Source organism: Lentzea flaviverrucosa, from assembly GCF_003350445.1.
GTDB classification, from domain to species: domain Bacteria; phylum Actinomycetota; class Actinomycetes; order Mycobacteriales; family Pseudonocardiaceae; genus Lentzea; species Lentzea californiensis.
Genome location: NZ_QQAU01000001.1, coordinates 697,235 through 722,789, shown reverse-complemented (window position 1 = coordinate 722,789; position 25,555 = coordinate 697,235). Strand labels below are relative to the sequence as shown.

11 protein-coding genes (1 of these 11 only partly in view) are annotated in these 25,555 nt (G+C 71.3%); 5 read left to right on the top strand and 6 right to left on the bottom strand.

Annotated elements, in window-relative coordinates; genetic code table 11:
* Positions 1 to 156: 156 nt before the first annotated feature.
* Positions 157 to 519, top strand: coding sequence for an STAS domain-containing protein (locus DFR72_RS03330; protein ID WP_170176103.1), 363 nt, complete (start codon positions 157 to 159; stop codon positions 517 to 519).
* Between the two features lie 2 nt (positions 520 to 521).
* On the opposite strand, the gene ppk2 is transcribed toward DFR72_RS03330, so the two are convergent.
* From ppk2 to DFR72_RS03315, 3 genes are read right to left on the bottom strand one after another with little or no spacing between them, the layout of a single operon-like run.
* On the bottom strand, positions 522 to 1,472 hold the full coding sequence (gene ppk2, locus DFR72_RS03325; RefSeq protein WP_342768629.1) for a polyphosphate kinase 2: 951 nt from the start codon (positions 1,470 to 1,472) through the stop codon (positions 522 to 524).
* Positions 1,473 to 1,521: 49 nt separating this feature from the next.
* Positions 1,522 to 2,325 carry a lipoyl protein ligase domain-containing protein gene (locus tag DFR72_RS03320; RefSeq protein ID WP_090064097.1) on the bottom strand — a complete coding sequence of 268 codons (804 nt, stop codon included), beginning with the start codon at positions 2,323 to 2,325 and terminating at the stop codon, positions 1,522 to 1,524.
* 24 nt (positions 2,326 to 2,349) lie between these two features.
* Complete coding sequence (locus DFR72_RS03315) at positions 2,350 to 4,170, bottom strand: sigma-70 family RNA polymerase sigma factor (protein WP_090064546.1); 1,821 nt, start codon at positions 4,168 to 4,170, stop codon at positions 2,350 to 2,352.
* A gap of 247 nt (positions 4,171 to 4,417) precedes the next feature.
* On the opposite strand from DFR72_RS03315, the gene DFR72_RS03310 reads away from it, so the two are divergent.
* From DFR72_RS03310 to DFR72_RS03300, 3 genes are all read left to right on the top strand, one after another.
* On the top strand, positions 4,418 to 5,287 hold the full coding sequence (locus tag DFR72_RS03310) for a thermonuclease family protein (protein ID WP_090064098.1): 870 nt from the start codon (positions 4,418 to 4,420) through the stop codon (positions 5,285 to 5,287).
* Positions 5,277 to 5,789, top strand: a complete 513-nt coding sequence (locus tag DFR72_RS03305; RefSeq protein WP_090064099.1) for a hypothetical protein — start codon at positions 5,277 to 5,279, stop codon at positions 5,787 to 5,789. The genes DFR72_RS03310 and DFR72_RS03305 overlap by 11 nt, the downstream gene beginning before the upstream one ends.
* Positions 5,790 to 5,865: 76 nt before the next feature.
* On the top strand, positions 5,866 to 8,649 hold the full coding sequence (locus DFR72_RS03300) for an AfsR/SARP family transcriptional regulator (RefSeq protein WP_245982476.1): 2,784 nt from the start codon (positions 5,866 to 5,868) through the stop codon (positions 8,647 to 8,649).
* Here the strand turns inward: DFR72_RS03300 and DFR72_RS03295 are convergent.
* The 3 genes from DFR72_RS03295 to DFR72_RS03285 all read right to left on the bottom strand — a co-directional run bounded on the left by DFR72_RS03295 (position 8,627) and on the right by DFR72_RS03285 (position 11,628).
* Entirely contained in the window at positions 8,627 to 9,037 is a 411-nt protein-coding gene (locus DFR72_RS03295; RefSeq protein WP_090064100.1) for a Calx-beta domain-containing protein, read from the bottom strand. The genes DFR72_RS03300 and DFR72_RS03295 overlap by 23 nt on opposite strands.
* Positions 9,038 to 9,098: 61 nt before the next feature.
* Entirely contained in the window at positions 9,099 to 10,040 is a 942-nt protein-coding gene (locus DFR72_RS03290; protein WP_143086654.1) for a hypothetical protein, read from the bottom strand.
* 82 nt (positions 10,041 to 10,122) lie between these two features.
* The gene (locus DFR72_RS03285) at positions 10,123 to 11,628 is read right to left on the bottom strand and encodes a glycosyltransferase family 39 protein (protein WP_090064102.1); all 1,506 of its coding nucleotides are present in this window, start codon (positions 11,626 to 11,628) and stop codon (positions 10,123 to 10,125) included.
* Positions 11,629 to 12,484: 856 nt separating this feature from the next.
* Between DFR72_RS03285 and DFR72_RS03280 the strand changes: the two genes are divergently transcribed.
* On the top strand, positions 12,485 to 25,555 hold the 5' end (the start) of the coding sequence (locus DFR72_RS03280; RefSeq protein WP_114773586.1) for a non-ribosomal peptide synthase/polyketide synthase. Its footprint extends 17,820 nt past the window's final position; only the first 13,071 of its 30,891 coding nucleotides appear in the window; its start codon is at positions 12,485 to 12,487; its stop codon lies off the right edge, out of view.

Below are 25,555 nucleotides of genomic sequence, written 5' to 3'. Positions count from 1 at the left end.
CCCGCTTTGAGGCGTTCATCCCGGGGAACCTGGCATTCGGCCGCTCCCGGAAGACCTCCGAACCGCGTGCACACCTGGACTGCGCTACCGTCGGTGTGGGTTGAGCAGCCAGCCCGTTGGACGGCCATGCGCGCTGTCATAACTGGAGGTTGCCACGTGCTCACCGACGGTCAAGTCCCCTTCCGCACCGCATTCGAGACCGTAGGCCCCGCCGTCCTCGTGCACGTCGCCGGCGAAATCGACTTCACCACCGCCCCCGACCTCGCAGAACGCCTCGGTGAGGCGATGAGATCGGTCACCCCGCCCGCGCCGGTCGTCGCCGACCTGAGCGGCGTTGGCTTCCTCGGCGCCCAGGGCATCGGTCTGCTGCTCGAACACCAGGACCTGTGCCTGCGCCGGGGCAGCGCGCTCGTGGTCGTCGCGAACACCGCCGCGGTGCTGCGGCCGTTGCAGGCACTGGAACTGATGAGCGTGCTCGGCGTGCGGTCGTCCGTGATGGACGCACTGACTCCGGCCTAGCGTCAGGGGTGTAGTCCAGGGCCTGGTTCCGTGCCGGGCGCGATGGGAGTGGGGCTGAGGGCCGTGTCGTCCTCGCCTTCCTCCAGCAACGTGGCCGCGGCGCCGACGATGCGCACGTCCGGAGTGCCGACGACGTCCCAGTCCTTGTCGTGGTAGTCGAAACGGGCCAGAACGCTGCGCATGGCCTCGATGCGGGCCCGCTTCTTGTCGTTGCTCTTGACCACCGTCCACGGCGCGATCTCCGTGTCCGTGGAACGGAGCATCGCGACCTTCGCCTCGGTGTAGTCGTCCCAGTGGTCCAGTGACCTGATGTCGTTGGGACTGAGCTTCCACTGGCGCACCGGGTCGATCTGCCGGATGACGAACCGGGTCCGCTGTTCCTTGCGCGACACGGAGAACCAGAACTTCACGAGCAGCACGCCGTCCTCGACGAGCATCTCCTCGAACACCGGCGCCTGCCGCATGAACAGGTCGTACTCGGCCTGGGTGCAGTACCCCATCACGTGCTCGACGACCGCGCGGTTGTACCAGGACCGGTCGAACAGCACGATCTCACCCGCGGTCGGGAGCTCGCGGACGTAGCGCTGGAAGTACCACTCGCCCTGCTCGCGCTCGCTCGGCTTGTCGAGCGCGACCGTGCGCGTGCCCCGCGGGTCGAGGTGTTCGGTGAACCGCTTGATCGTGCCGCCCTTGCCGGCGGCGTCGCGGCCCTCGAAGAGGATGACGAGACGTTGCCCCGTCTCGGCCACCCAGTGCTGGAGCTTGAGCAACTCGATCTGCAGCAGCCGCTTGAGGTGGTCGTACTCGGCGCGGGGCATCCGTTCGGTGAACGGGTAGTTCTCCTGCCAGGTGAGCACCTCGTCGCCGTTGGCGTCCAGGAGGATCGGTTCGTCGTTGTCCGGGAATTCCGCGGTGTAGCCCTCGGCGAGTAACTCTGCTGAATCGACAGTCACGGATTCGTACATACCCGACGTATCGGTGGCGAAAACGGGCCTTTGGGCCCTACCTGTCCGGCAGCGGGTTCGCCCGCGTCCAGTCGTCGACGTGGAACGGCGAACCACCACCGGCCCGGGACGCGTGCGCGACCACCGCGGGAGGCAGCTGTCCGTCGGTCATGTCGAGCCGGTCGCGGTAGTCGGCGACGAACGCCGCGGCCACCTCGGCGGAGGTCAGGGCCGGTGCGTAGTCGGCGAGACCGGCGATGGAACTCCGCCGCAGGTCGTAGCCGAGTGCGCGCGACACGTCCGTGATCACGGCGCGCACCCGGTCCGAGACGGCGACCTGGACCACTGTGCTGAACAGGGAACCGGTGGAGGTGACGCGTTGTGCGGAACCCACGACCTTCGTGACGCCCCCGACGTTGATGCTGTACTCGCCGGGGCAGTACTCGCCCTGCACCTCGCCGACGCGGGCGTCGACGTCGCCGAGTCCGCGCAGCACCCGGACGTGGCTCCCGGCGTTCGCGGCGAAGGTCGCGCTGCCCGCGTGGCGGATGTCCGTGGTGCTGTCGAGGTGGTCGATCACGACGGCACCGCTGTCGTAGGCGACCATCCGCCCGCCCGGCGACCTGACCACCGGCTCGAAGCCCGCCGCGCGGGCCAGTGCGGTGGCCTCGGCGATGCCGGGCGAGCGGAGGTCCCTGCCGCTGAAGGCGACGGTGGGACCGGCCGGCACGTAGATGTGGACGAGCTGCTGCCACGGCGCGCCTGGGGTGCGCAGCAGCAGTGCGGGGATCACCAGGTCGGTGATCGCGGGCCCGGCGCTCCCGGTGGTGACCAGGAGGCGGGTGTTCGTCGCGGTGGACACGCCGTGATTCTCGACGACGGCCGATCAGCCCGCGGCGCGGTACGCCTCACCGGCCTCGTTCGGGGTGCCGCCGGGGGTGTAGAGGCCGGTGCCGGGCTTGTCCGCGGGCAGCGCGAACCAGGCGTAGCGCTCGACGTACGGGAGGCCCTCCATCATCGCGCTGGAGCCGCGCGCGAAGGCAGCGAGCTGTGCCTGGGTCGGGAAGCGGGCCGTGCCGCCGGAGAAGTCGATCAGCGCGTACTCGGTCAGCCAGATCGGTTTGCCGTACCGCGCGTGCACCGCGGCGAGGTAGTTCTTCAGGTGGCCGACGGCCGCGTCGCTGAAGTCCGAGCCGTACCAGTGCACCGCGATGAAGTCGACGCGCAGGCCTCGCTGGGCCGCGCCGGTCATGAACCGGTCGAGCCAGCCGCCCGCCTTGTCACCGCTGTGCGCGACGGCCGGGCTGCCGAGGCGCAGGCCGGTGGCGGCCAGCTTCGGCCACAGGTCGAGCGCCTGTTCCGGGGTCATGTTCGCCTGGTCGGGGAAGTCCGGCTCGTTGAAGCCGAGCAGCACCTTGCCGTTCGCCTTCGCCCTGGCCAGCGTCGCGTCGTCGGTGAACTTCGTGCCCCAGATCATCGGCACGAACTCGACGTTCGGCGGCGTGGGGACGCCGTCGGGGTGCACGGCCCAGTTGTAGTACCACCCCGCCCGGACGTCGGTCAGCGCCTTGCCGACACCGTCGAAGTTCCAGGTGCTCACGCCCTTCTTCACCGACGCCGTCACGGGGACCGCGGGCGGCGGCACGGGCTTGGCGGAGGTGGGGGTCGTCGTCGGCGGCGCAGATGACGGGGGAACGGAGGAAGCAGAGGTGGTGGAGGGCGGGGACGTCGTGCTTTCGGCGACCGGGATCGCGCGGGCGACCGGCTCCTCGCGGGAGGGCAGCACGGCGATCACGATGCCCGCGGCCACCACCGCGGCCGCGGCGGCCGCGATGGGCTTCACCAGCGCGCCCTTCAGGAACAGGCCGGCCTTGCCGCCCGTGGCGGGAGCGGAGGTGACCTGGGTGATCGCCACGTGCGAACCGGTGAGCGTGGCCGGGTCGAACCCGAGCGCGGCGGGCAGCGGCACCAGGGGCAGCCGCGCGAGCAGCCCTTCGACGGACGCGAGGTCGCGGCCGCAGCGTTCGCACCGCGCGCAGTCCCGGCTGTGCCGGGCGATCCGCTTGCGCCACAACGGACTGGCCACGCCGTCCCACTCGGCGACGATGTGAGCCAGTTCCGGGCAGCGCGGCGTGCGCTCCAGCGTCCGCACGACGATCCGTGCGGCGTCGAGCTGGGCCTTGACCCGTTGCACGCGCACGGCGGTGTGCTGCGGGGTCAGTTCCAGCGCGGTGGCGACCTCCGCGCGGGTCAGCCGTCCGGCCGCCTCCAGCCACCACAGCGACAGCAGCTCGCGTTCGTCCTCGCTGAGCCACCGCGTGGCCGTGACGACCTCGCGGCGCTGCCCGGAGAGCTGCAGGCGCATGATCGTGAGGTCGACGAAGTCCGCGCCGGGATCGGCCACGTCCTCCGGCACCGGGCCGGTGATCGGCAGGCGCTGGTGGTCGCGGTGCCGCAGCCGGATCTGGTTCATCGCGATCACGACGAGCCACGACCGGAACCCGGCGGGATCGCGCAGCCCCGGCAGGCCGTGCACCGCGCGCAGCATGGTCTCCTGCACCACGTCGTCGGTGTCCGGGTGACCGCCGAGCGCGTGCCCGACGATGTTGTAGACGAGGGGCAGGTACCCGCTCACCAGGTCGTCGAGCGCTCGCTGGTCGCCGTCCCGCGCGGCCGTCACCGTCGCGACGCCGGGGTCCTCGGTCATCGCCATTCCCACCTCACTTGCCAGTCCGGGGTCGTCTGACCAGGAGATGTCCCCGGCGGCCGGCGATAACGGAAAATTTCTGCCGACGTGCACCCTACGACGCGTCGCGCTGTGTGCGGATGCGATCACAACGGGCGTTCTGTGAAGGATTGCATAGCGATCCGATTGAACCGTTTTCGTCCTTGACGACCGTGCTACCTGCGACAACACTTCCCCGGGACAACGACGGAACGAGCCGGGAGCGCCCTTGCCGAACGCCTCCGAGCCCCCGACGACCAGTCCGGGGATCGTCCGCCGCTTCTGGTGGCGCAGCGGCCAGCGAACGAGGCTCGCGATCGCGTGCACCGGTGTCCTCGGGGCGCTCGCCGTCACCGGTGCGGCCGGTTTCAGCGGCGCCGCGGGCCCGGCGGACCGCGGCGGACCCGGTGTGGCCGTGCACAGGGGCGACTCCTTCGAGGTGACCGTCCGCGCGGTGTCCGGGGTGGACCTGTTCGAGGGTGTGGAACCCGACACCGGGCGGGCCTTCGGCGCCCGTGTCGCCGGGGTGAGCGCGGCGCCCTGCTGGCAGTCGCAGTCCCTGGCTGTCGCGGAGAACCTGTTGCGCGGCAAGAAGGTGCGGCTCACCGTCAAGAAGGACGGCGACACCGGCACCGACCGGCTCCTGGTCGACGTGGAACTGCCGGACGGGACGGACTACGCGCGGACCGTCGTGGACGAGGGCACGGCGTCCGCGGACGTGGCGGCGCGCGGGGAGCTCGGACCGGTCGAGTCGGCCGCGCGCCTGCAACGCCGCGGCCTGTGGGCGGGCGGGTGCACCGGCTACCGCGACGACGCCCTGGCGACGCCGTCCAGCACACCGCAGACCTCGTCCACCACCACGCCGGTTCCGGCGACCACCACGACGACACCACCGCCGGTGCCCACCACGACGGTCGAGGAACCCGCGCCGCAGCCGCCTCCCACGACCACCGAGGAACCCGGCGACGACGAATGGCTCGCCAGGTTCGAGGGCAAGCGGTGTCTCCTCGAAGGGACGCGCAGGACGTCGCCGAAGGGGACCGAGATCGTCTGCACCCGCGGACCCAGGGGACAGCTGAGGTGGCAGCGTGCGGACTGAGGACCACGTCGACCTGTTCGCCGAACCGGTGGAGGCCGACTCGGCGCCCACGCGGGTGGACGGCGGACGGCCGCGCGGACTGACCGCCGAGGGCTGGGTGCGCACGACGGGCTGGCTGCAGGTCGGCGACCACCCCGTGAGCTCGGTGCTGCTGGCCGCGGTGGCGGGACTGCTGTGGGCGCTGGTCGGAGCGGCCGCGCTGGTGACCGAGTTCCCGGTGGCCGCGGGTGTCCTGACGTTGACGATCCCGGTGATCTCCGGCGTCTCGTGGTGGCTCTTCACCACACGACTGCGGCCGGCCTCGACGGCCCGCAACGTCGACACGTGCCGCGCGGACGAGCTGGAGCCGGGTGACACCATCCGGCTGCACGGCTCGATAGGCCCGATCGGCCAGGTGGTCGAGGTGGCTCTGGACGACGACGCACGGGTCGTCCTGCACGGCGGAGCGCGGCGGACGTGGGCTCGCGACGACGTGGTCCACCTCGCGGAGCTGCTCCGCTGAGCAGCGGCGAACTGCCGGTCCTGTCCCACGATCAGCGCTGCCACCAGCGCGTTGCGGGCAGCTAGCGTAACGCGATGTGCTGGGAACAGGTGGCGAGGTAAGGATTCTCGGGCCGGTCGAGGTGTGCGGCCCGCGCGGCCTCGCGGTGCTGACCGGGGCCCGGCAGCGCAGCATCGTCGCGGTGCTGGCCCTGCGCGCGGGCACACCGGTTCCCGTCGACCGCCTCGTGGACGTGCTGTGGGGCGAGGATCCGCCGCGCACGGCCGTTCGGTCGTTGCACAGCCATGTCGCACGGCTGCGGCAGGCGCTCGCGGACTGCGGCCTGCCCGGCGCGCTGATGACCAAGCCCGGCGGCTACCAGCTCGACGCGTCCGTCGACGCGGTGACGTTCGAACGGACCAGGGACCTCAGCCTGTGGCGGGGCGAGCCGCTGGCGGGCACGGAGCTGTTCGGCTGGGGCCGGGCGGAGGTCGACCGGTTGCGGGACCAGCGGATCGCCGCGCTGGAGACGTACTGGGGCGAGCGGCTCGACCGGCAGAACGCGATCGAGGAGCTGGAACGGCTCGTGGCCGGCCAGCCCACGCGGGAACGGCTCGTCGGGCTGCTGATGCGGGCGTTGCACCTCGGTGGACGGCACGCCGACGCGCTGGAGGTGTTCCGAAGACTCAGACACCGGCTCGCCGACGACCTCGGCGCCGACCCCGGTCCGGACATCACCGCCCTGCACACCGCCATCCTCCGCCGCGATCCGTCGCTGCACAGCGCGAGACCCGCCCAGCTGCCCGCCAGGGCGGGCCACTTCACCGGCCGCGCCGCCGAGTTCGCCTCCCTTTGCGGCCTCCCGCCGATCGTCGTCGTCTCCGGTGTCGCCGGGGTCGGCAAGACCACGTTCGCCGTCGAGTGGGCACGCCGTGTCGCCGACCGCTTCCCGGACGGGCAGGTGTTCCTCGACCTGCAACGCCTCACCCCGGCCCAGGCGCTGACCGAGATGCTGCACAGCCTCGGCGTCCCGGCGGACCGGGTGCCCGCCGACCCGTCCGCGACGTACCGGAGCTTGTTGCACGGCAAGAGAGTGCTCATCCTGCTCGACGACGTCCGCCGCGCGCGGGACGTGCTGCCACTCGTTCCCGGCGACCAGGGGAACCTGCTGCTGATCACGAGCCGCGACACGCTCTCGGCCCTCGGCACGCACCACGCCGTGCACACCATCAGCCTCGGCCTGCTGAGCGAACCCGAGGCGCACGACCTGTTCGCCGACATCCTCGGCGCGTCGCGGGTGCACGCCGAGCCCGGCGCGACCGCGGACCTGGTGGTCCACTGTGGACGGCTGCCGCTCGCGCTGCGCATCGCCGCCGCACGGCTCGCGATCCGGCCGGGCAGGAGGATCGCCGACCTCGTGCGCGAGCTGACCCGCAACGACCCGCTGGACGTGCTGTCGGTCGACGGCGACGACCGCACGGTCCGCACCGTGTTCGCCAGCGCGCACCGCACGCTGAGCCCCCAGGCCGCGCGGTTGTTCCGGGTGCTGGGCGAACACCCCGGCGCGAGCTTCCCCGCCGACCTCGCCGACGCGATGGGCCCGGGGCTCGACGAGCTCGTCGCCTCGCACCTCGTCGGCGAGGTGGGCAACGGCCGGTACGCGCTGCACGACCTGATCCGGCTGTTCGCCCGGCAGAGCGGCGACCTCGGCGACGGGGTGGAGCGCCTGCTCGACCGGTACCTCACGATCGCCCACGCCGCGGGGGAGGTCCTCAACCCGCGCCACGACCTGGTGACGCGGCCGCGCTGCGACGACCTGCCGTTCACCGGCGACCGGGTCGAGGTGCTCGCCTGCCTCGACGCCGAGCGCGACAACATGCTGCACATGATCCGGCTGGCCGCGCGTTCGGGACTGCACCGCGAGACCTGGCAGCTGGCGTACCTGCTGACCGCCTACTTCGAGGCACGGGGCAACTGGGCGGCGCGGGTCGAGCAGTGCGAGCACGCCGTGACGGCCGCCCGCGCGCTCGGCGACCAGCGGGCCGAGGCGGAGATGCTGCGGGGACAGGGCATCGCGTTGCAGATGACCTCGCGCATCGCCGAGGCCATGGTGGTGCAACGGCAAGCGCTTGCCCTGGTGCGCGAGGCGGGCGATCTCCGCGGGGAAGCAAGGCTGCACAACAACATCGCCAACGCGCACTCCGAACTGCGCGAGTTCGACCTCGCGCTGGACTCCTACCGCGCGGCGATGGACGTGCACGGGGCCGCGGGCGACGAGGTGGGCGTGGCGCTGGCGCGGCGCAACCTCGGCTACACCTACGTCCGGATGGGCCGGCCGGAACTGGCCGCCGAGCCGTTGTTCGCGGCACTGGAGACGTTCCGCGCCAAGGAGAACCTCCGGCTGGAGGCGGCGACGCTGATGTCGCTGGGCAACGCCTTCCACCGGCTCGCCGATCTCCAACCGGCGCTGCGCTACTTCGGCGACGCGCTGCGGATCAGCCGTGAGATCACCGACGACCGTTTCGAGGCGGACGCGCTGACCGGCCTCGGCGTCACCCAGCTCGCGCTCGGAGATGCCTGTGCGGCAAGGGAATGCCTGACCACGGCGCTCGCGGTGTGCCGGGCGCTGGGCGACGGGCACCGCGAGGCGTCGACCCTGCGCGACCTGGCCGACGCCGAGCTCGCGCTCGGCGACCTCGCCGCCGCCCGTGAGCATCTGACCGCCGCACTGGAGGCCAGGGTTCAGGCGCCGGACGGGTTCGAGCAGGCCCGGGCCCACCGCACGTTCGCCGACCTGGAGGGCCGGAGCGGGCGGTGGACCGAGGCTGCCCGGCACCTGGCTCAGGCGGTCACGCTGTTCACCTCTTGCCGCCGATCGTGAACACGGCGACGCGCTTGCCGACCTGTCCCGGCTTCACGGACGTGATCTCCAGGGTGAACTTCTTCTGCTCACCCGTCACGCGCAACACCTCGTACGGCACATCCGCCTGGCTCTGGCCCGCCTTGATGGTGACCGTTCCGCGTGGCACGGCCTGGTAGTCCTCACCCTGCTTCGCGGTGCCGTCGACGAACCGGTAGGCCACCTCGACGTTCTGCTGTGCCGGGCCGTTGCGCAGTTGCAGCGCCGCCGTGTACGAGTCCGCCGACTCGTGCACGGGCCCGTCGATCGCGTCCACGACGACCGGGCAGTCCGGCGGCTCGCAGTCCGCTGCTCCGTGCGCGGGCACGATCCCGAGCAGAAGCAGCAACAACACCATGATGGTTCTCATTGACAACCCTTTCGGTGGGTCCGTCTCCGAGTAACGGAGACGGACCCACCGGGGTTGATACTCAGTCCTTTTCGTTGATGAGGTATTGCGCTCCGCCGAGATCCGTGCCCTGCGCGTCGGTCTGGCGCACGTGCAGCTCGGCCGGTCCCGCCTCCTTGTCGGTCTCGAACGTCAGCGCGGTCTGGACGCGCTCGTCCGCCTTGAGCGTCAGGTTGTCGAAGCGCGCCTTGGTGTCGACGAGCTGGAACTGCGTCTCGCCTACCTGCTTCACACCGGTCGCCCTGCCGCCGGCGGCCTTCCACCGCGCCGTGAGCTCCTGGCCGAGGTCGAACGTGATCGCGCCGGCGAACGGCCGCGGCTGCTCGAGGATCAGGTTCTGCCGCGCGTCGGCACGCTCGGGGTTGCCGATCGTGTAGGGCACGCGGACGGGTTCGAACGGGCGGACCCGCACGGAGTCGACGTTGCGCCACGCGATGTTGTTGTTCCGCTGCGCGTTCTGCTGGGTGTTGCTGCCCTCGGCGAACGTCATCGGGTCGGCGTTCGACACCCACCGGGCGAGCAGGCAGAAGTGCGCGGGGCCGGGCACGTTCCAGCCCGGCCAGGTGATCATGACCGTGGTGCCGCTGACCGGCACGGTCGAGCCCGCGGTGCCGATGAAGGTCCAGCCGCCCGGCCAGGCCGTGCCGCCGCCGAGGTTGCTGCGGTACAGGTGGAGGTTGCCGTCCACGGTGCCGATGCCGCCCGGCTTGCGTCTCAAGGTGACGAAGACGTAGTTGTTCACGCCCACGACGGGGTTCTGGGACACCGCGCACGGCACCGGCGTCGAGCACACCTTGATGTCCGGGCTGTAGTAGATGCTGCCGGTGCTCGGCTCGTTGCCGACGTCGCTCACGTTGTCCCGGACGAAGACGTCGCGTTGGAACGGCGTCGCGCTCACGGCCGGAGCGATGAGCGCCGCGGCCGCCAGCAAGCCTGCCAGCGCCGTTGCCAGTGTGGCTTTCACCATGTCCTCCATCGGTTGTGGACTGCCAACCGAAGAAGTACCGGCGCGCTGTTGTGGCGACGTTGTCGTGCTGTTGCAGGCCCTAATAGGGACCGATCAGCCGGTAGCCGGGCCACAGCTCGGCCCACGGCGCCCGCGGCTCGCGGCACACCGAGATGGCTCGGCCCTGTTCCATGGTCGCGAGCCCGTGCCCGTTGTCGATGCGCGCCGCCACGGAGCACTCGCGGAAGTCCCGCGCCAGCAGGTCCTCGCCCACCCCCACCGCGATCACGACGTCCGCGCTCTCGGGCGGCGATCCGCGGAAGTAGAGCTCGTTGTGCCCGCTGTAGATCCGGGGGAGCGGATGGTCGTCGCGCATCCAGTGCAGCGCGCCCGCCTCGCCGAAGTTCTTCGTCAGCACCACGGCGCGCGACCGTTCACCTTCGGGCAGCGCGGCGTAGGCGTCGGCGGTCTGCCGGGCTATCCGCTCCCAGCCGATGGTCTCGGTCGTCAGACTCGTCGCCGGGAACCGGGCGAACATCCGCTCCGGCAGCACCGGCACGATCACGGCCACCTGTACCACGGCGAAGACCGACAGCACCGAGACAGCCACTGGCAACCGCGACCGTCCGCGGGTCAGCCACTCGTCCGCGATCACCCAGCCCGCGGCGACCAGCGGCACCAGGTAGCCCTCGGTGTAGTCGATGCCGCTGGGCGCGACGGCGAGCACCAGCGCCGTGCCGATGAGGTAGGCCGCCCCCAGCGCCCGCGCCGGTCGCCATCGCGGCCGCCGCAACAGGCCTGCCACGCCCGTGACCAGGACGAGGGCCACTGCCGGCCCCGTGAGGAACGCGACGTAGAGGGGGAACATCAGCCCGTCGGTCCAGTTGCCGTCGGACAGCGTCCGCGCCATGACGAGCTGCGGCCAGCCGTTGACCGCCTGGTAGATGACGTTCGGCGCGCCGATCAGCAGGGTCAGCCCGGCGCCTGCCCACAGCCACCGGCTGCGCAACTCCTGGCGCGGCCCCACCACGAGCAGCGCCAGCACCAGCGTCACCGGCAGCAGAAGTACGACGTACTTGGCGTAGGTCGCCACTCCGCACGTGGCACCGGCGGCCAGCCACCACCGGCCGTCCCCGCGCAGTAGCGCCCGCAACGCGAACAGCGCCACCGCGCTCCAGGCGACGAGGTCCGGGCTGTTGGTCAGCAGGAAGTGGGCCACGACGAGCACGGTCACCGACGTGCCGGAGGTGGCCGCCGCGAGCACCTGTGCCCGTGGCCCGCCGCCCAGTTCCGCGGTGATCAGCGCGGCGAGCACGACGACGGCCAGGCCGCACAGCAGGGCCGGCGTCCGGACGCCCCATGCCGTGTCGCCGAACAGCACCGCGCCGGTCTTCGCCAGCAGCGGTGCGAGCGGTGGCTGGTCGAAGTATCCCCAGCGCGGATCGTCGCCCAGCATCCGGAAGTAGAGCTCGTCTGCCGAGAGTCCGTAGTTCCCGGCGAACGGGAACACCAGGGCCGCGTACAGCACCGCGACCACCGCCACCGGGCGTCGCGCCAGCGGTACGGCCAAGCCGGTCCGCGCCGCCACGCCCTCGATCGTGAACACCGAATCGCTCCCCTCGTGGTGACCACGGGGTCACCGCGACGGCGATGCTATCGATGATCAGCTCCGCACATTGCTCCGATCGGCAGCAATCGCCTCTGGTGCAGAATCAAACACGAAGAAGATTGAATCCGATGGAACCGTCATAGGCCGGCGTGCGTCTATAGCACGTGCCGGGACACAGCGTTGTGCAATGGCATCGAAATTGGGGGAATGGCAGACAAACGACAGCAAGCTCGTCTTCGGCCCGTCTCAACTGGTGGGGGAATCCGTGCGTGAATACCAAATCGCCGCTGAGTGCTGGGGCTTTCGGGGTGTATGTGACGCGTGGCACAGCATTCAGTCACTGCGTGTGTCTGAGTGGGTGCGCGAGGTGACAACGTGCAGTGGTCCGCCGATCGGCGTATAAGCGCATTGATGAAGTTTATTCTATTTTCGAATTGGGCTGTTCGGCGGATTCATGCAGGTCCTGGGCCTGGCTAATCTGCGGTTGTCGCTTCGGCGGCTCTGGGGGCTTCTTTGGGGTGGGGTGCTTTCGCCGACCCGCTGATACGCGTGCGCTTCTTGCGCTTCTCGCGTTCGGTGGTGTGGGCGGATGACGCAAGGGGGTTTTCATGGCTGTTGTCCGAGAATTGACGCATGGGTCGCCGACGAGCGCGTTGCCCGCATGGGTGTGGCATCGGTGAGCCGCATATCGCGGCGCACTCCCGAAGACGCGACCTGATCCGCCGCACCCGCGTGCGCGGCGACAGTCCACGAGCCCGGACTTCAAAAGGGGCTCCTTCACCCGCTGTATCTGTGACTTCAGCGGTCTCTCTGTCCTGGTGTGCCGGGACAATCAGCAAAGAGGAGCAGTTCAGTGGTTGAGCGGCGCGCGCCCGGCGTTCGGTACTCGCTGACGGCGGCGCAGGTGGACATGTGGCTGTCGGCCGAGTTGCTCGGCGACACCCCGGAGTTCAACCCCGCGCAGTACGTCGTGCTCCGCGGGCCCGTCGACGAGGAGCTGCTGCGGGCAGGCGCCCGTGTCGCGGCCCAGGAGACCGACGCCTACCGGCTGTACTTCGGCGAGCACGCGGACGGTGCGCCCTGGCAGGCGCTAGCCGGCGAGCTGCCCGGCGACGTCATGCCGGTGGTGGACCTGCGCGGTGAGGCCGATCCGGCGGAGGCGGCGCGGGCGTGGATGCACGCCGACGGCGCCCGGCCGATCGACCACCGGACGGCGCCCCTCTGGCGCTGGGCGCTGCTGCGCGTCGCCGGCGCCGAGTACTGGTGGTACCACCGGGCGCACCACCTCGTCACCGACATCTTCTCGTTCAACCTGCTCACGCAACGCGTCGCCGAGATCTGCTCCGGGGAGCACCGGCCGCGCTACTTCGGTTCGTGGGCCGACGTCGTGGCCGAGGACGAGGCCTACCAGCGGTCCGCCGACCGGGCGGACGACGAGCGGTACTGGCTGGACTCGGTCGCGGACGCGGTGCGGGACAGGCAGGACGAACGGCGTGCCGACCGGCAGCGGCCGTCACGGCGGCGCACGGTCGCCGTCGATGCGGCCTTGCGCGGCGCGGTCCTCGACCGCTGTGCCGAACTGGGCATGCGCGTCCCGCACTTCCTCGTGGCGGCGTTCGCCGCCTACCAGCGGCAGCTGACCGATCGCGACGACGTGGTGTTCAGCCTCCCCACGGCCGCCCGGCGCAGTTCGCTGGCCCGCGCGACCCCCGGCCTGCTCGCCAACGTCGCACCCGTGGTCCTGCACGTGCCGGACGAGATGACCGTCCGGCAGCTGACCGGCGCCACCACCGCGCGGCTGGCCGAGATCGGCGCCAGGTCGCGGTACCGGGGCGAAGACCTGGCCCGGCGGCTCGGCGTCACCGGCAACGGCGCCTGGTTCGGTCCCACGCTCAACGTGGTCGACTTCAACCGGTCGCGCAGCTTCGGTCCCGAGGTGCACGCCGACGCGCCCCGCAACCTCGCGGTAGGTCCCGTTCGCGACCTCACCGTCACCACCTACGGCTGGTCACGTGGTGATCAGGCGTGGCTCGACGTCGACGTCGAGGACGGCGTGGCCGCCGACGCCGAACTCGCGCTGCACGAGCGGCGGTTCCTGGAGGTGCTCGACCGGCTCGCCCGCGGGCCGGTGGACGGCGGACTTCCTTCGTCCACTGTGGATTCGGGTCTCACGCGGCGGTGGGGATCCGGAGCGACGCCGGACGTTGCCGCGACCGTTCCCGACCTCATCGCGGGGTACGCCGAGACCCGGCCCGACCAGTCCGCGGTCGTGTGCGGTCAGGACCAGCTGTCCTTCCGCGAGCTGGGGGAGCGGGCCGACGCGCTCGCCGCCCGGCTCCAGCGGGCCGGGGTGACCGCGGAGTCGCCGGTCGCGGTGCTGGTGCCGCGCGGGCTCGAGCTGGCGGTCGCCTTCCAGGGCGTGCTGCGCTCCGGTGGCGTGTACGTGCCGATCAACCCCGGGCTGCCCGCGGAACGGCTGGCGTTCCTGCTGGCCGACGTCGGCGCGGTCGCCGCCGTGACGACGCCGGAGCTGGCCGGTGAGCTGAGCGGCTTCGCCACCGTGCTGGTGTTCGGCGAGGAGTCTCCGGTCGCCGAAGGCGCGCCGGTGCGCGTCGAGCCCGGTTCGCTGGCGTACGTGGCTTACACGTCCGGCTCGACCGGGCGGCCCAAGGGCGTGGCGGTGACGCACGCCGCGCTGTCGTCGTACGTGGCCGGCTGGCGCGAGGCGCTCATCCCGCTGGGCGGGGCCGGCACCGTGCTGTCCATGTCCGGCCCCGGTTTCGACGTGTCGATCGGTGACATGACGCGGGCGCTGGCGTTCGGGCAGACGGTGGTGTTCCTGCCGCACGACGAGGTCGTGTCGGTCGAGTCCCTGCACCGGACGCTGGCCGACCACGAGGTCGAGGTCGCCGAGATCGTGCCCGGCATGCTCCTGCGCGACCTCGCCGCCCACTGCCGGGAGGCGGGCCCGGTCGAGTCGTTGCGGCTGGTCATCTCCGGCACGGACATGTGGACGTACGACGCACTCGTGTCGGCCGTCGTGGCCGTGGCGCCCAATGCCGTGCCGGGCAACGTGTTCGGCGTGACCGAGGCCGCGATCGACTCGATCTTCCACCCGGTCCTGGAGCGGCCGGAGCACGAGGGCGAGGTGGTCCCCATCGGCGGACCGCTGGCCGGTGTCGGCGTCTTCGTCGTGGACGGGTCGCTGCGGCCGGTGCCGGTGGGCGTCGAGGGTGAGCTGCTGGTCGGGGGCGCCGGTCTGGCGCGGGGTTACGTGGGACGGCCGGACCTGACCGCGGAACGGTTCCTGCCCGACGTGTTCGGTGGGTCCGGCGGCCGGTTGTACCGCACCGGTGACCGGGCGCGGTGGCGTGCGGACGGCGTGCTCGAGTTCCTTGGCCGGGTCGACGAGCAGGTGAAGATCCGTGGTTACCGGGTCGAGCCCGGTGAGGTCGAGGTCGTCATCGGCGACCACCCGGCCGTGCGTGATGTCGTTGTGGTGGCACGGGATGGCGGTCCGCACGGTGGCAAGCGCCTGGTGGCGTACGTCGTGGCGGAGGGTGAGTTCAGCGGTTCGGCGTTGCGGTCGTGGTTGCGCGAGCGCGTGCCGGAGTACCTCGTGCCTTCGGTGTTCGTGGCGCTGGACTCGGTGCCGCTCACGCCGAACGGCAAGGTCGACCGCCGAGGCCTGCCCGACCCCGAGCCGGAGACGGCCGAGGCGTACGAGGCACCGCGGACGTCCACAGAGGACGCGCTGGCGGCGGTGTGGTCGCAGGTGCTGGGTGTGGAACGCGTTGGTGTGCACGACAACTTCTTCGAGCTGGGCGGCGACTCGATCCTGAGCCTGCAGATCGTGGCGCGTGCCCGTGCCGCCGGTCTGGGACTCGGTGTGGCCGACGTGCTGTCCCGCCAGACCGTCGCCGAGTTGGCGGCGGCGGTGCGCGACAGCCCCGCGGTGACGCTGGCCGAGCAGGGCGTGGTCACCGGACCCGTGCCGTTGACGCCGATCCAGCACTGGTTCCTGGCGCAGGACATCGACGACCGGGACCACTGGAACTGGTCGGGCGTGTTCGAGCTCGCACCGGGCACCGACCCCGACCGGCTGGCCGGCGCACTCGACGCCCTGGTCGCCCATCACGACGCGCTGCGCCTCCGGTTCTCGTCCGACGGCCAGCACAACGCCGGAGTCGAGGCCGCCGACCTGCTTCGGGTGGTCGACGGCGACGCGGACGTGGTCGCGGAGATGACGGCGGCGCAGAAGTCGTTGCGGCTGGCCGACGGCCCGCTGGTGGCGGCGGTCTTCTTCGACCGCGGCGATCTGCCCGCGTTGCTGGGCCTGGTCGTGCACCACGTGGTGATGGACGGCGTCTCGTGGAACGTGCTGCTGGAGGACCTCGGCACCGCGTACCGCTCGGAGGCGCTGGGCCCGAAGACGACCTCGTTCCAGCAGTGGGCCGAGCAGCTCCGGACGTTCGACCCCAGCGGTGAACGGGACCACTGGGCCGCGGCCACGTCCGGCGTGGTCGCGCTGCCGGTCGACGGCGACGGGCTCAACGACGAACGTTCCGCACGGGTGCACACGACGTGGCTCGACGCCGGGACGACCGCCGCGTTGCTGGGCGACGCGCACAAGGCCTATCGCACGCAGGGCAACGACCTGCTGCTGGCGGCGCTGGTGCGCACGCTCGGTGCGTGGGCGGGCACCGACGAGCTGACCATCGACCTGGAGAGCCACGGTCGTGAGGCGATCGCCGACGGGATCGACCTGTCGCGCACCGTCGGGTGGTTCACGTCGATCTTCCCCGTGCAACTGCGCCGGGACGAGGATCTCGGTACGACGGTGAAAGCCGTGAAGGAGCAGCTCAGGGCGGTGCCGCGCCGAGGTGTCGGCTACGGCGCGCTGCGCTGGTTGCACGGAGAACTGGCCGGCGCGCCGGATCGCCCCGTGCTGTTCAACTACCTGGGAACGGCCGCGGCCACCGGCGATCTGCTGCGCCGTGAACTGCCCGCCGCGTCGAGGGGCGCGGCGACGTCCGGCGAAGGCACGCGGTCCCACGTGCTGAACCTCGAGGTGACCCGCACCGCCGACGGACGCCTGCAGGTCGAGTGGCACTACAGCGCCGGGCTGCACGAGGCCACGACCGTCGAACGGCTCGCCGGCGCCTATCAGCGTGAGCTGGAGGCGGTGGTCGAGCACTGCCGGTCCGGCGTCTCGGGTCTCACGCCGTCCGACTTCCCGCTGGCGTCGCTGGCGCAGCCCGAGGTCGACCGGCTGGCGGCGCGGTTCCCCGGCCTGGCGGACGTGTACCGGCTGGCACCCGTGCAGTCGGGCATGTTGTTCGGTGTCGTGGGTGCCCCCGCGGAGGACGGGCTCTACTGGGGTCAGGGGATCTACGAGCTCACCGGCACCGTCGACGCGGACCGGCTCGCCGGCGCCTGGGGCTCGGTGATCGCGCGCCAGGCGGCGCTGCGCAGCGGGTTCGTCTGGGAGGGCGTCAGCGAGCCGGTGCAGGTCGTGCTGTCCGATGTGGACGTTCCGCTCCAGGTGCGCGACTGGTCGGATCTCGACGGGGAAACCCAGCAGGCCCGGTTGCGGGAGCTGCTGGAGCAGGACCGCGCGCAGGGGTTCGACCTCGCCGCACCGCCGTTGACGCGCCTGTACCTCGTCGAGCGGGGTCTCGGGCAGCACTGGCTCGTCTGGGGGCTCTATCAGGGCTTGTGCGACGGGTGGAGTCTGCCCGTCGTCATGGACGAGGTGCTGGCCGCCTACGACGGCTCGCCGTCGGCTCCGGTGCGGTCGTACCGCGAGTTCATCTCCTGGCTGGACGGGCGCGACCCGAGCGAGGCCGAGGGCTTCTGGCGGTCCTACCTGGACGGTTTCGAGGCGCCGACGCCGTTGCCGGTGGACCGGTTGGCCACCAGCCACTACGCGCAGGACCGGCGGCGCACGCACCTCGACGCGACCGTGACCGCCGCGCTGGTCGACCTGGCCCGCCGGGAACGCGTGACGTTGTCGGCGGTCGTGCAGGCCGCGTGGGCCAAGGTGCTTTCGGCCACCTCGGGTGAGGACGAGGTGGTGTTCGGCCTGACCGTGTCGGGCCGCCCCGCCGACCTGCCCGGGGTCGAGTCGACCGTGGGCCTGTTCATCAACACGCTGCCGGTGCGGGTCCCCGTGCCCGCGGACGTGCCGTTCACGTCGTGGCTGCGGGAGCTGCGCGACAACCAGGGTGCGGTGCAGCGGTTCGAGTACACGCCGCTCGTCGACGCGCAGCGCTGGTCGTCCGTGCCCGGTGGCCGCGCGTTGTTCGACAGCATCGTGGTGCTGCGCAACTACCCCGGCGGCCGCAGCCGGGCCGCCGGCTTCGAGCTGTCGCCATTGCTCGACTCGGTGGAGCAGGGCAACTACCCGCTCACCTTCGCGGTCGACGTGAAGGCCGAGCTCGAGATCGAGGCCGAGTTCTCCACCGCCGCGTTCGACGCGGTGACGGTCGAACGGATCCTCGACCAGCTCACCGTCGTGCTGACGGCGGTGACCGAACGGCCGGGCCTGGCCGTGCAGGACGTGCCCCTGCAGCGGCCGGAGCAGGCGGCGGCGCTGGTGGCGTGGGGCGAGACCCCCGAGCCCGCCACCGAGCGGCCGGTGCCGGACCTGATCGACGACTGGGCGCGGATCTCGCCCGAGGTCGCGGTGGTCTGCGGTGCGGAGAGCCTGACGTTCGCCGAACTGGGTTTCCGGGCCGACGCGCTGGCCGGCCGGCTTCAGAACGCCGGAGTGACCGTGGGCTCGCGGGTCGCGGTGCTGGTGCCGCGCGGGATCGACCTCGCCGTCGCCTTCCAGGGCGTGCTGCGCGCCGGTGGCGTCTACGTACCGGTCAACCCGGGGATTCCCGCGGAGCGGCTGGCGTTCCTGCTGGCCGACGCCGGTGCGGCGGTCGCGGTCACGACTCCGGCGCTGGCCGGTGAGGTGGCCGGGCTCGCCGAGGTGCTGGTGCTGGACGAGGACTCTCCGGGGTTCGGCGCCCTGCCGGTGCGCATCGATCCCGACGCGTTGGCCTACGTGGCCTACACGTCAGGGTCGACCGGACGGCCCAAGGGCGTTGCGGTGTCTCACGGTGCGCTGTCGTCGTACGTGGCGGGATGGCGGGAGGGGCTCGCCGATCTGGGCGGTCCCGGCACCGTGCTGTCGATGTCGGGCCCGGGGTTCGACGTGTCCATCGGTGACATGACGCGTGCGTTGGCTTTCGGCCGCACGGTGGTGTTCCTGCCGCACGACGCGCACGTGACGGTGGAGTCGCTGCGCGAGACCTTGGTGGACCACGAGGTCGAGGTCGCGGAGATCGTGCCGGGCATGCTGCTGCGCGACCTGGCCGCTCACTGCCGGGAGGCCGGGCCGGTCAAGTCGCTGCGCCTGGTGATCTCCGGCACCGACATGTGGACGCACGACGCGTTGACGACCGCCGTGGCGGAGGTGGCGCCGAACGCGGTGCCGGGCAACGTGTTCGGGGTGACCGAGGCGGCGATCGACTCGATCTTCCACCCGGTCGGCGAGGACCACCCCGCCGCGGTCGTGCCCATCGGCACGCCGCTGGCCGGTGCCCGTGCCGTCGTGGTGGACGCCAGGATGCGGCCGGCACCGGTGGGGGTTCCCGGTGAGCTGCTGGTCGGTGGATCCGGTGTGGCCCAGGGGTACGTGGGCCGTCCGGACCTGACCTCGGAGCGGTTCGTTCCCGATGTGTTCGGCGGACCCGGCGGGCGGTTGTACCGCACCGGTGACCGGGCTCGGTGGCGTGCGGACGGGACGATCGAGTTCTTGGGTCGTGTCGACGAGCAGGTGAAGATCCGCGGTTACCGGGTCGAACCGGGTGAGGTCGAGGTCGTCATCGGTGACCATCCGGACGTGCGTGATGTTGTTGTGGTGGCACGGGATGGCGGACCTCACGGCGGCAAGCGGCTGGTCGCCTACGTCGTCGCGGAGGGCGAGTTCAGCAGCTCGGTGCTCCGGGCGTGGCTGCGGGAGCGGGTGCCGGACTACCTCGTGCCGTCGGTGTTCGTGGCGTTGGACAGGTTGCCGATCACGCCCAACGGGAAGGTGGACCGGCGTGGTCTGCCCGAGCCGGAGCTGGAGACGGCCGCCGAGACCTACGTCGCGCCCCGGACCGCTGTCGAGGAGACCCTCGCGGCGGTGTGGAGCGGCGTGCTCGGTGTCGAGCGCGTCGGTGTGCACGACAACTTCTTCGAGTTGGGCGGCGACTCGATCCTGAGCCTGCAGATCGTGGCGCGCACTCGTGCCGCTGATCTGGGTGTGGACGTGGCGGACGTGTTCGCCCACCAGACCGTGGCCGAGCTCGCGCTCGTGGTGCGGGAAGCACCTGCGGTCTCGCTCGCGGAGCAGGGCGTTGTCACCGGGCCTGTGCCGTTGACGCCGATCCAGCGCTGGTTCCTGGCGCAGGACATCCCGAACCGGGACCACTGGAACTGGTCGGGTGTGTTCGAGCTGGCGCCCGGCACCGACCCGGTCCGGCTGGGTCAGGCACTCGACGTCCTCGTCGCGCACCACGACGCGCTGCGGATCCGGTTCGGTCCGGACGGCCAGCACAACGCGCCGGTCGAGACCGGTGGGTTCCTGCGCGTCGTCGACGGCGACGAGGCAGTGGTCGAGGAGATGACCGCGGCGCAGAAGTCGTTGCGACTGGCGGACGGCCCGCTGCTCGCCGCCGTCTACTTCGACCGCGGTGACCAGCCCGCGTGGCTCGGCTTGACCGTGCACCACCTGGTGATGGACGGCGTCTCGTGGAACGTCCTGCTGGAGGACCTCGGCACCGCGTACCGCTCGGAGGCGCTGGGGCCCAAGACGACCTCGTTCCAGCAGTGGGCAGAACACCTGCTGGAACTGGAGGCCGGCGGCGAGCGGGAGCACTGGGCGGCGGCGACGTCGGACGTGGTCGCGCTCCCCGCCGACGGCGACGGACCGAACACCGAGGCGTCCAGCGCCGTGGTGAGCACCTGGCTGGACGCGGACACGACCGCGGCGCTGTTCGGCGAGGCGCACAAGGCTTACCGGACGCAGGCCAACGACCTGCTGCTCGCCGCTCTGGCGAACGTCCTGGGGGAGTGGGCGGGCACCGGCCACGTCACGGTCGACCTGGAGAGCCACGGCCGTGAAGACCTGGACCTGTCGCGCACCGTCGGGTGGTTCACGTCGATCTTCCCCGTGCGGCTGAGCCGGTACGAGGGTGTCGGCGAGACGGTGAAGGCCGTCAAGGAGCAGTTGCGGGCTGTTCCGCGCCGCGGTGTCGGCTACGGCGTGCTGCGGTGGGCACAGGAAGAACTGGCCGGTGCACCGGACCGGCCGGTGCTGTTCAACTACCTCGGTGCGTTCGACGCCGTCGGCTCGGCGGGGCTGATCCGCCGCGAACTCCCGGCCGAGCTGGCCGGTCCCATGCAGGGACCTGGCGGGACGCGGGCCTACCCGTTGCAGCTCGAAGTGGTCCGCGCGGACGACGGCCGCCTGCGGATCGACTGGCTGCACAGCACCAACCTGCACCGCCCCGAGACCGTGGAACGGGTCGCCGCCCACTACGTCGAGGCGTTGCGCGCACTGGTGGCGCACTGCCGGACGGGTGTCACGGGCTTCACCCCGTCCGACTTCCCGTTGGCGTCGTTGACGCAGGACGAGTTCGACGGGCTCGCCGAGCGTTATCCGGTGGCGGACGTCTACCGGCTGGCACCCGTGCAGTCCGGCATGTTGTTCGGTGTCGCGGGTTCTCCCGTCGACGGCCTCTACTGGGGCCAGAGCGTCTACGACCTCGCGGGTCCGATCGACGCCGACCGGCTGGCCGGTGTCTGGCGTTCGGTGATCTCCCGGCACGCCGCGCTGCGCAGCGGGTTCGTGTGGGAAGGCGTCAGCGAACCCGTGCAGGTCGTCCTGTCCGATGTGGACGTTCCGCTCCAGGTGCGTGACTGGTCGGATCTCGACGGGAACACCCAGCAGGCACGGCTGCGCGAGCTGCTGGCCGAGGACCGTGCGCTGGGCTTCGACCTGGCCGCGCCGCCGTTGATGCGGCTCTACCTGGTCGATCGCGGCGAGGGCCGGTTGTGGCTGGTGTGGGGGCTGTACCAGGGTCTGTGCGACGGGTGGAGCCTGCCCGTCGTCATGGACGAGGTGCTCGCGGCCTACGACGGCTCGCCGCTGGCTCCGGTGCGGTCGTACCGCGAGTTCATCTCGTGGCTGGACCGGCGTGACCCGGACGAGTCGGAGTCGTTCTGGCGCAGGACGCTGGACGGGTTCGAGGCGCCCACGCCGTTGCCGGTGGACCGGCTGGCGGCCAGCCACTACGCGCAGGACCGCCGCAAGACCATGCTGGACGAGCGCGTCACCACGAAGCTGGTGGAGCTGGCTCGGCGCGAGCGCGTGACGCTGTCGACGGTGGTGCAGGCGGCGTGGGCCAAGGTCCTGTCCGCGTCGTCCGGCGAGGACGACGTGCTGTTCGGGCTCACCGTGTCCGGCCGGCCGGCTGATCTTGCCGGTGTGGAGTCGATCGTCGGCCTGTTCATCAACACGCTGCCGGTGCGGGCCGTCGTGCCCGCCGACGTGCCGTTCACGTCGTGGCTGCGGGAGCTGCAGGACAACCAGGTCGCGGTGCAGCGGTTCGAGTACACGCCGCTGGTGGACGTGCAGCGCTGGTCGGCCGTCCCGGGTGGCCGCGCGTTGTTCGACTCCATCGTGGTGTTCGGCAACTACCCGCACCGGGAACTGCCCGACGACCTCGCCGAGATCCCGGACGGCTACGCCTCCGTCGACTCGGTGGAGCAGGGCAACTACCCGCTCACCTTCGCGGTCGACCTGGAGCGCACGCTGCGCATCGAGGCCGAGTTCTCCACGGCCGCCTTCGACGCCGTGACGGTCGAACGCGTCCTCGACCAGCTGGTGGTCGTGCTCACCGCCGTCGCGCAACGGCCTTCGCTGGCCGTCGCGGACGTGCCGTTGCAGCGGCCGGAGCAGGCCGCGGAACTGGTGGCGTGGGGTGAGACCCCGGTCCCGGCCACCGAGCCGTCCGTGCCCGAGCTGATCCACAGCTGGTCGGACACCGACGCCGTCGCCGTGGTGTGCGGCGAGGACCGGCTGACGTTCGCCGAGCTGAACGCTCGCGCCGACGGCCTCGCCGTCCGGCTCCAGCAGGCTGGTGTGACGGTGGAGTCGCCGGTCGCCGTGCTGGTGCCGCGTGGGCTTGAGCTGGCCGTCGCGTTCCAGGGCGTGCTGCGCTCCGGTGGCGTCTACCTGCCGATCAACCCCGGGCTCCCCGCCGAACGTCTCGCGTTCCTGCTGGCCGATGCCGGTGCGGACGTGGCGGTCACGACCGCGGCGCTGGCGGGCGAGCTGGCCGGGTTCGCCGGTGAAGTGCTGCTGGTGGACGACGTGGCCGTCGTCGGCGAGCTCGCTCCGGTCGACCCGGACTCGTTGGCGTACATCGCTTACACGTCGGGTTCCACGGGACGTCCCAAGGGCGTCGCGGTCACGCATGCCGCACTCTCGTCCTATGTGGCCGGTTGGCGTGACGGGCTGGCCGCATTGGGCGGACCTGGCCCGGTGCTGTCGATGTCCGGGCCCGGGTTCGACGTGTCGATCGGTGACATGACGCGGGCTTTGGCATTCGGTCAGCGCGTGGTGTTCCTGCCGCACGACGAGCACGTGTCGGTGGAGTCGCTGCACGCGACGTTGGTGGAGCACCGGATCGAGATCGCCGAGATCGTTCCCGGCATGCTCCTGCGGGACCTGGCGGCCCATTGCCGGGTCGCCGGGCCGGTCGAGTCGTTGCGCCTGGTGATCTCCGGCACCGACATGTGGACGCACGACGCACTGACGGCCGCTGTGCGCGAGATTGCGCCGAACGCGGTGCCGGGCAACGTGTTCGGTGTGACCGAGGCGGCGATCGACTCGATCTTCCACGCCGTGACGGAGGACCACCCCGCTGCCGTGGTGCCCATCGGCACGCCGCTGGCCGGTGCCCGCGCGGTCGTCGTCGACTCCGCGCTGCGGCCCGTTCCCGTGGGTGTTCCGGGCGAACTGCTGGTCGGTGGCGCCGGTGTGGCGCGCGGCTACCTGGGACGTCCCGACCTGACCTCGGCGCGGTTCGTGCCCGACCTGTTCTCTAATTCTGGTGAGCGGCTTTACCGCACTGGTGACCGGGCTCGGTGGCGTGCGGACGGCACGATCGAGTTCCTCGGGCGCGTCGACGAGCAGGTCAAGATCCGTGGTTACCGGGTTGAGCCTGGTGAGGTCGAGGTCGTCATCGGCGACCACCCGGACGTGCGTGATGTGGTTGTGGTGGCTCGTGATGGTGGGCCGCACGGTGGCAAGCGCCTCGTTGCGTATGTCGTCGCGGAAGGCGAGTTCAGTGGTTCGGCGTTGCGTGCCTGGCTGCGTGAGCGCGTGCCGGATTACCTTGTGCCGTCGGTGTTCGTGGCGTTGGACAGGTTGCCGCTGACGCCCAACGGGAAGGTGGACCGGCGCGGTCTGCTCGATCCCGAGCCCGAGACGACGGGTGAGGACTATGTCGCACCTCGGACCGCCGCGGAGGAAACGCTTGCGGCGGTGTGGAGTGGCGTGCTCGGTGTTGAACGCGTCGGCGTGCACGACAACTTCTTCGAGCTGGGCGGCGACTCGATCCTGAGTCTGCAGATCGTGGCGCGTACTCGTGCGGCCGGTCTGGGTGTCGACGTGGCGGACGTGTTCGCCCACCAGACGGTCGCCGCACTGGCCGCCGTCGTGCGTGACACGCCGGCGGTGACCCTGGCCGAGCAGGGCGTCGTCACCGGACCCGTGCCGCTGACGCCGATCCAGCACTGGTTCCTGGCACAGGACATCCCGAACCGGGACCACTGGAACTGGTCCGGCATGTTCGAGCTCGCGCCCGGCACCGACCCGGAACGGCTGGGGCAGGCGCTCGACGTCCTGATCGCTCATCACGACGCGCTGCGCCTCCGTTTCACGCCGGAGAGCCAGTACCTGGCGCCGGTCGACGGCAGCGCGGTGCTGCGGGTGGTCGAGGGCGACGAGACCGTGGTCGCGGAGATGACCACGGCGCAGACGTCGTTGCGCCTGGCCGATGGCCCGCTGATGGCCGCCGTGTTCTTCGACCGCGGTGATCAGCCCGCGTGGCTCGGTTTGACCGTGCACCACCTCGTGATGGACGGGGTGTCGTGGAACGTCTTGCTGGAGGACCTCGACGCGGTCTACGCGGGCCGGGAGCTCGGGCCGAAGACGACCTCGTTCCAGCAGTGGGCCGAGGTGCTGCGGGACCTGGACGCTCAGGACGAGCGGGAGACCTGGCTGGCCCAGACCGCGGACGTCGTGGCGGTGCCGCAGGACCAGGACGGCCCCAACACCGAGACCTCGGCCGGTGTCGTGCGGTCGTGGCTGGACGCCGCCACCACCGCCGCGCTGCTGGGCGACGCCCACCGCGCTTACCGCACCCAGGCCAACGACCTGCTGCTGGCCGCTCTCGCCCAGGCATTGGGCGAGTGGGCCGGTAGCGGCCACGTGACGGTGGACCTGGAGAGCCACGGCCGTGAGGCGGTGGCGGACGGCGTGGACCTGTCGCGCACCGTCGGGTACTTCACGTCGATCTTCCCGGTGCGGCTCACGCACGAGAGCGATCCGGCGGCGGCGATCAAGGCCGTCAAGGAAGAGCTGCGGGCTGTTCCGCGCCGAGGTGTCGGTTATGGCGCGCTGCGCTGGCTGCACGGTGATCTGGCCGATGTGCCGGAGCGTCCGGTGCTGTTCAACTACCTCGGTGCGTTCGACGCCGTCGACTCGCTGGGGCTGATCCGCCGGGAACTGCCCGCCGAGCTGGCCGGTCCGAGCGAGGGACCGGGCGGGACGCGCTCGCACGTCCTGCAGATCGAGGCGGAGCAGGACTCGGAC

Coding starts and splice junctions, on each gene's coding strand:
- DFR72_RS03295 (WP_090064100.1), bottom strand. CDS start 9,037: ATGAGAACCATCATGGTGTTGTTGCTGCTTCTGCTCGGGATCGTGCCC.
- DFR72_RS03315 (WP_090064546.1), bottom strand. CDS start 4,170: ATGACCGAGGACCCCGGCGTCGCGACGGTGACGGCCGCGCGGGACGGC.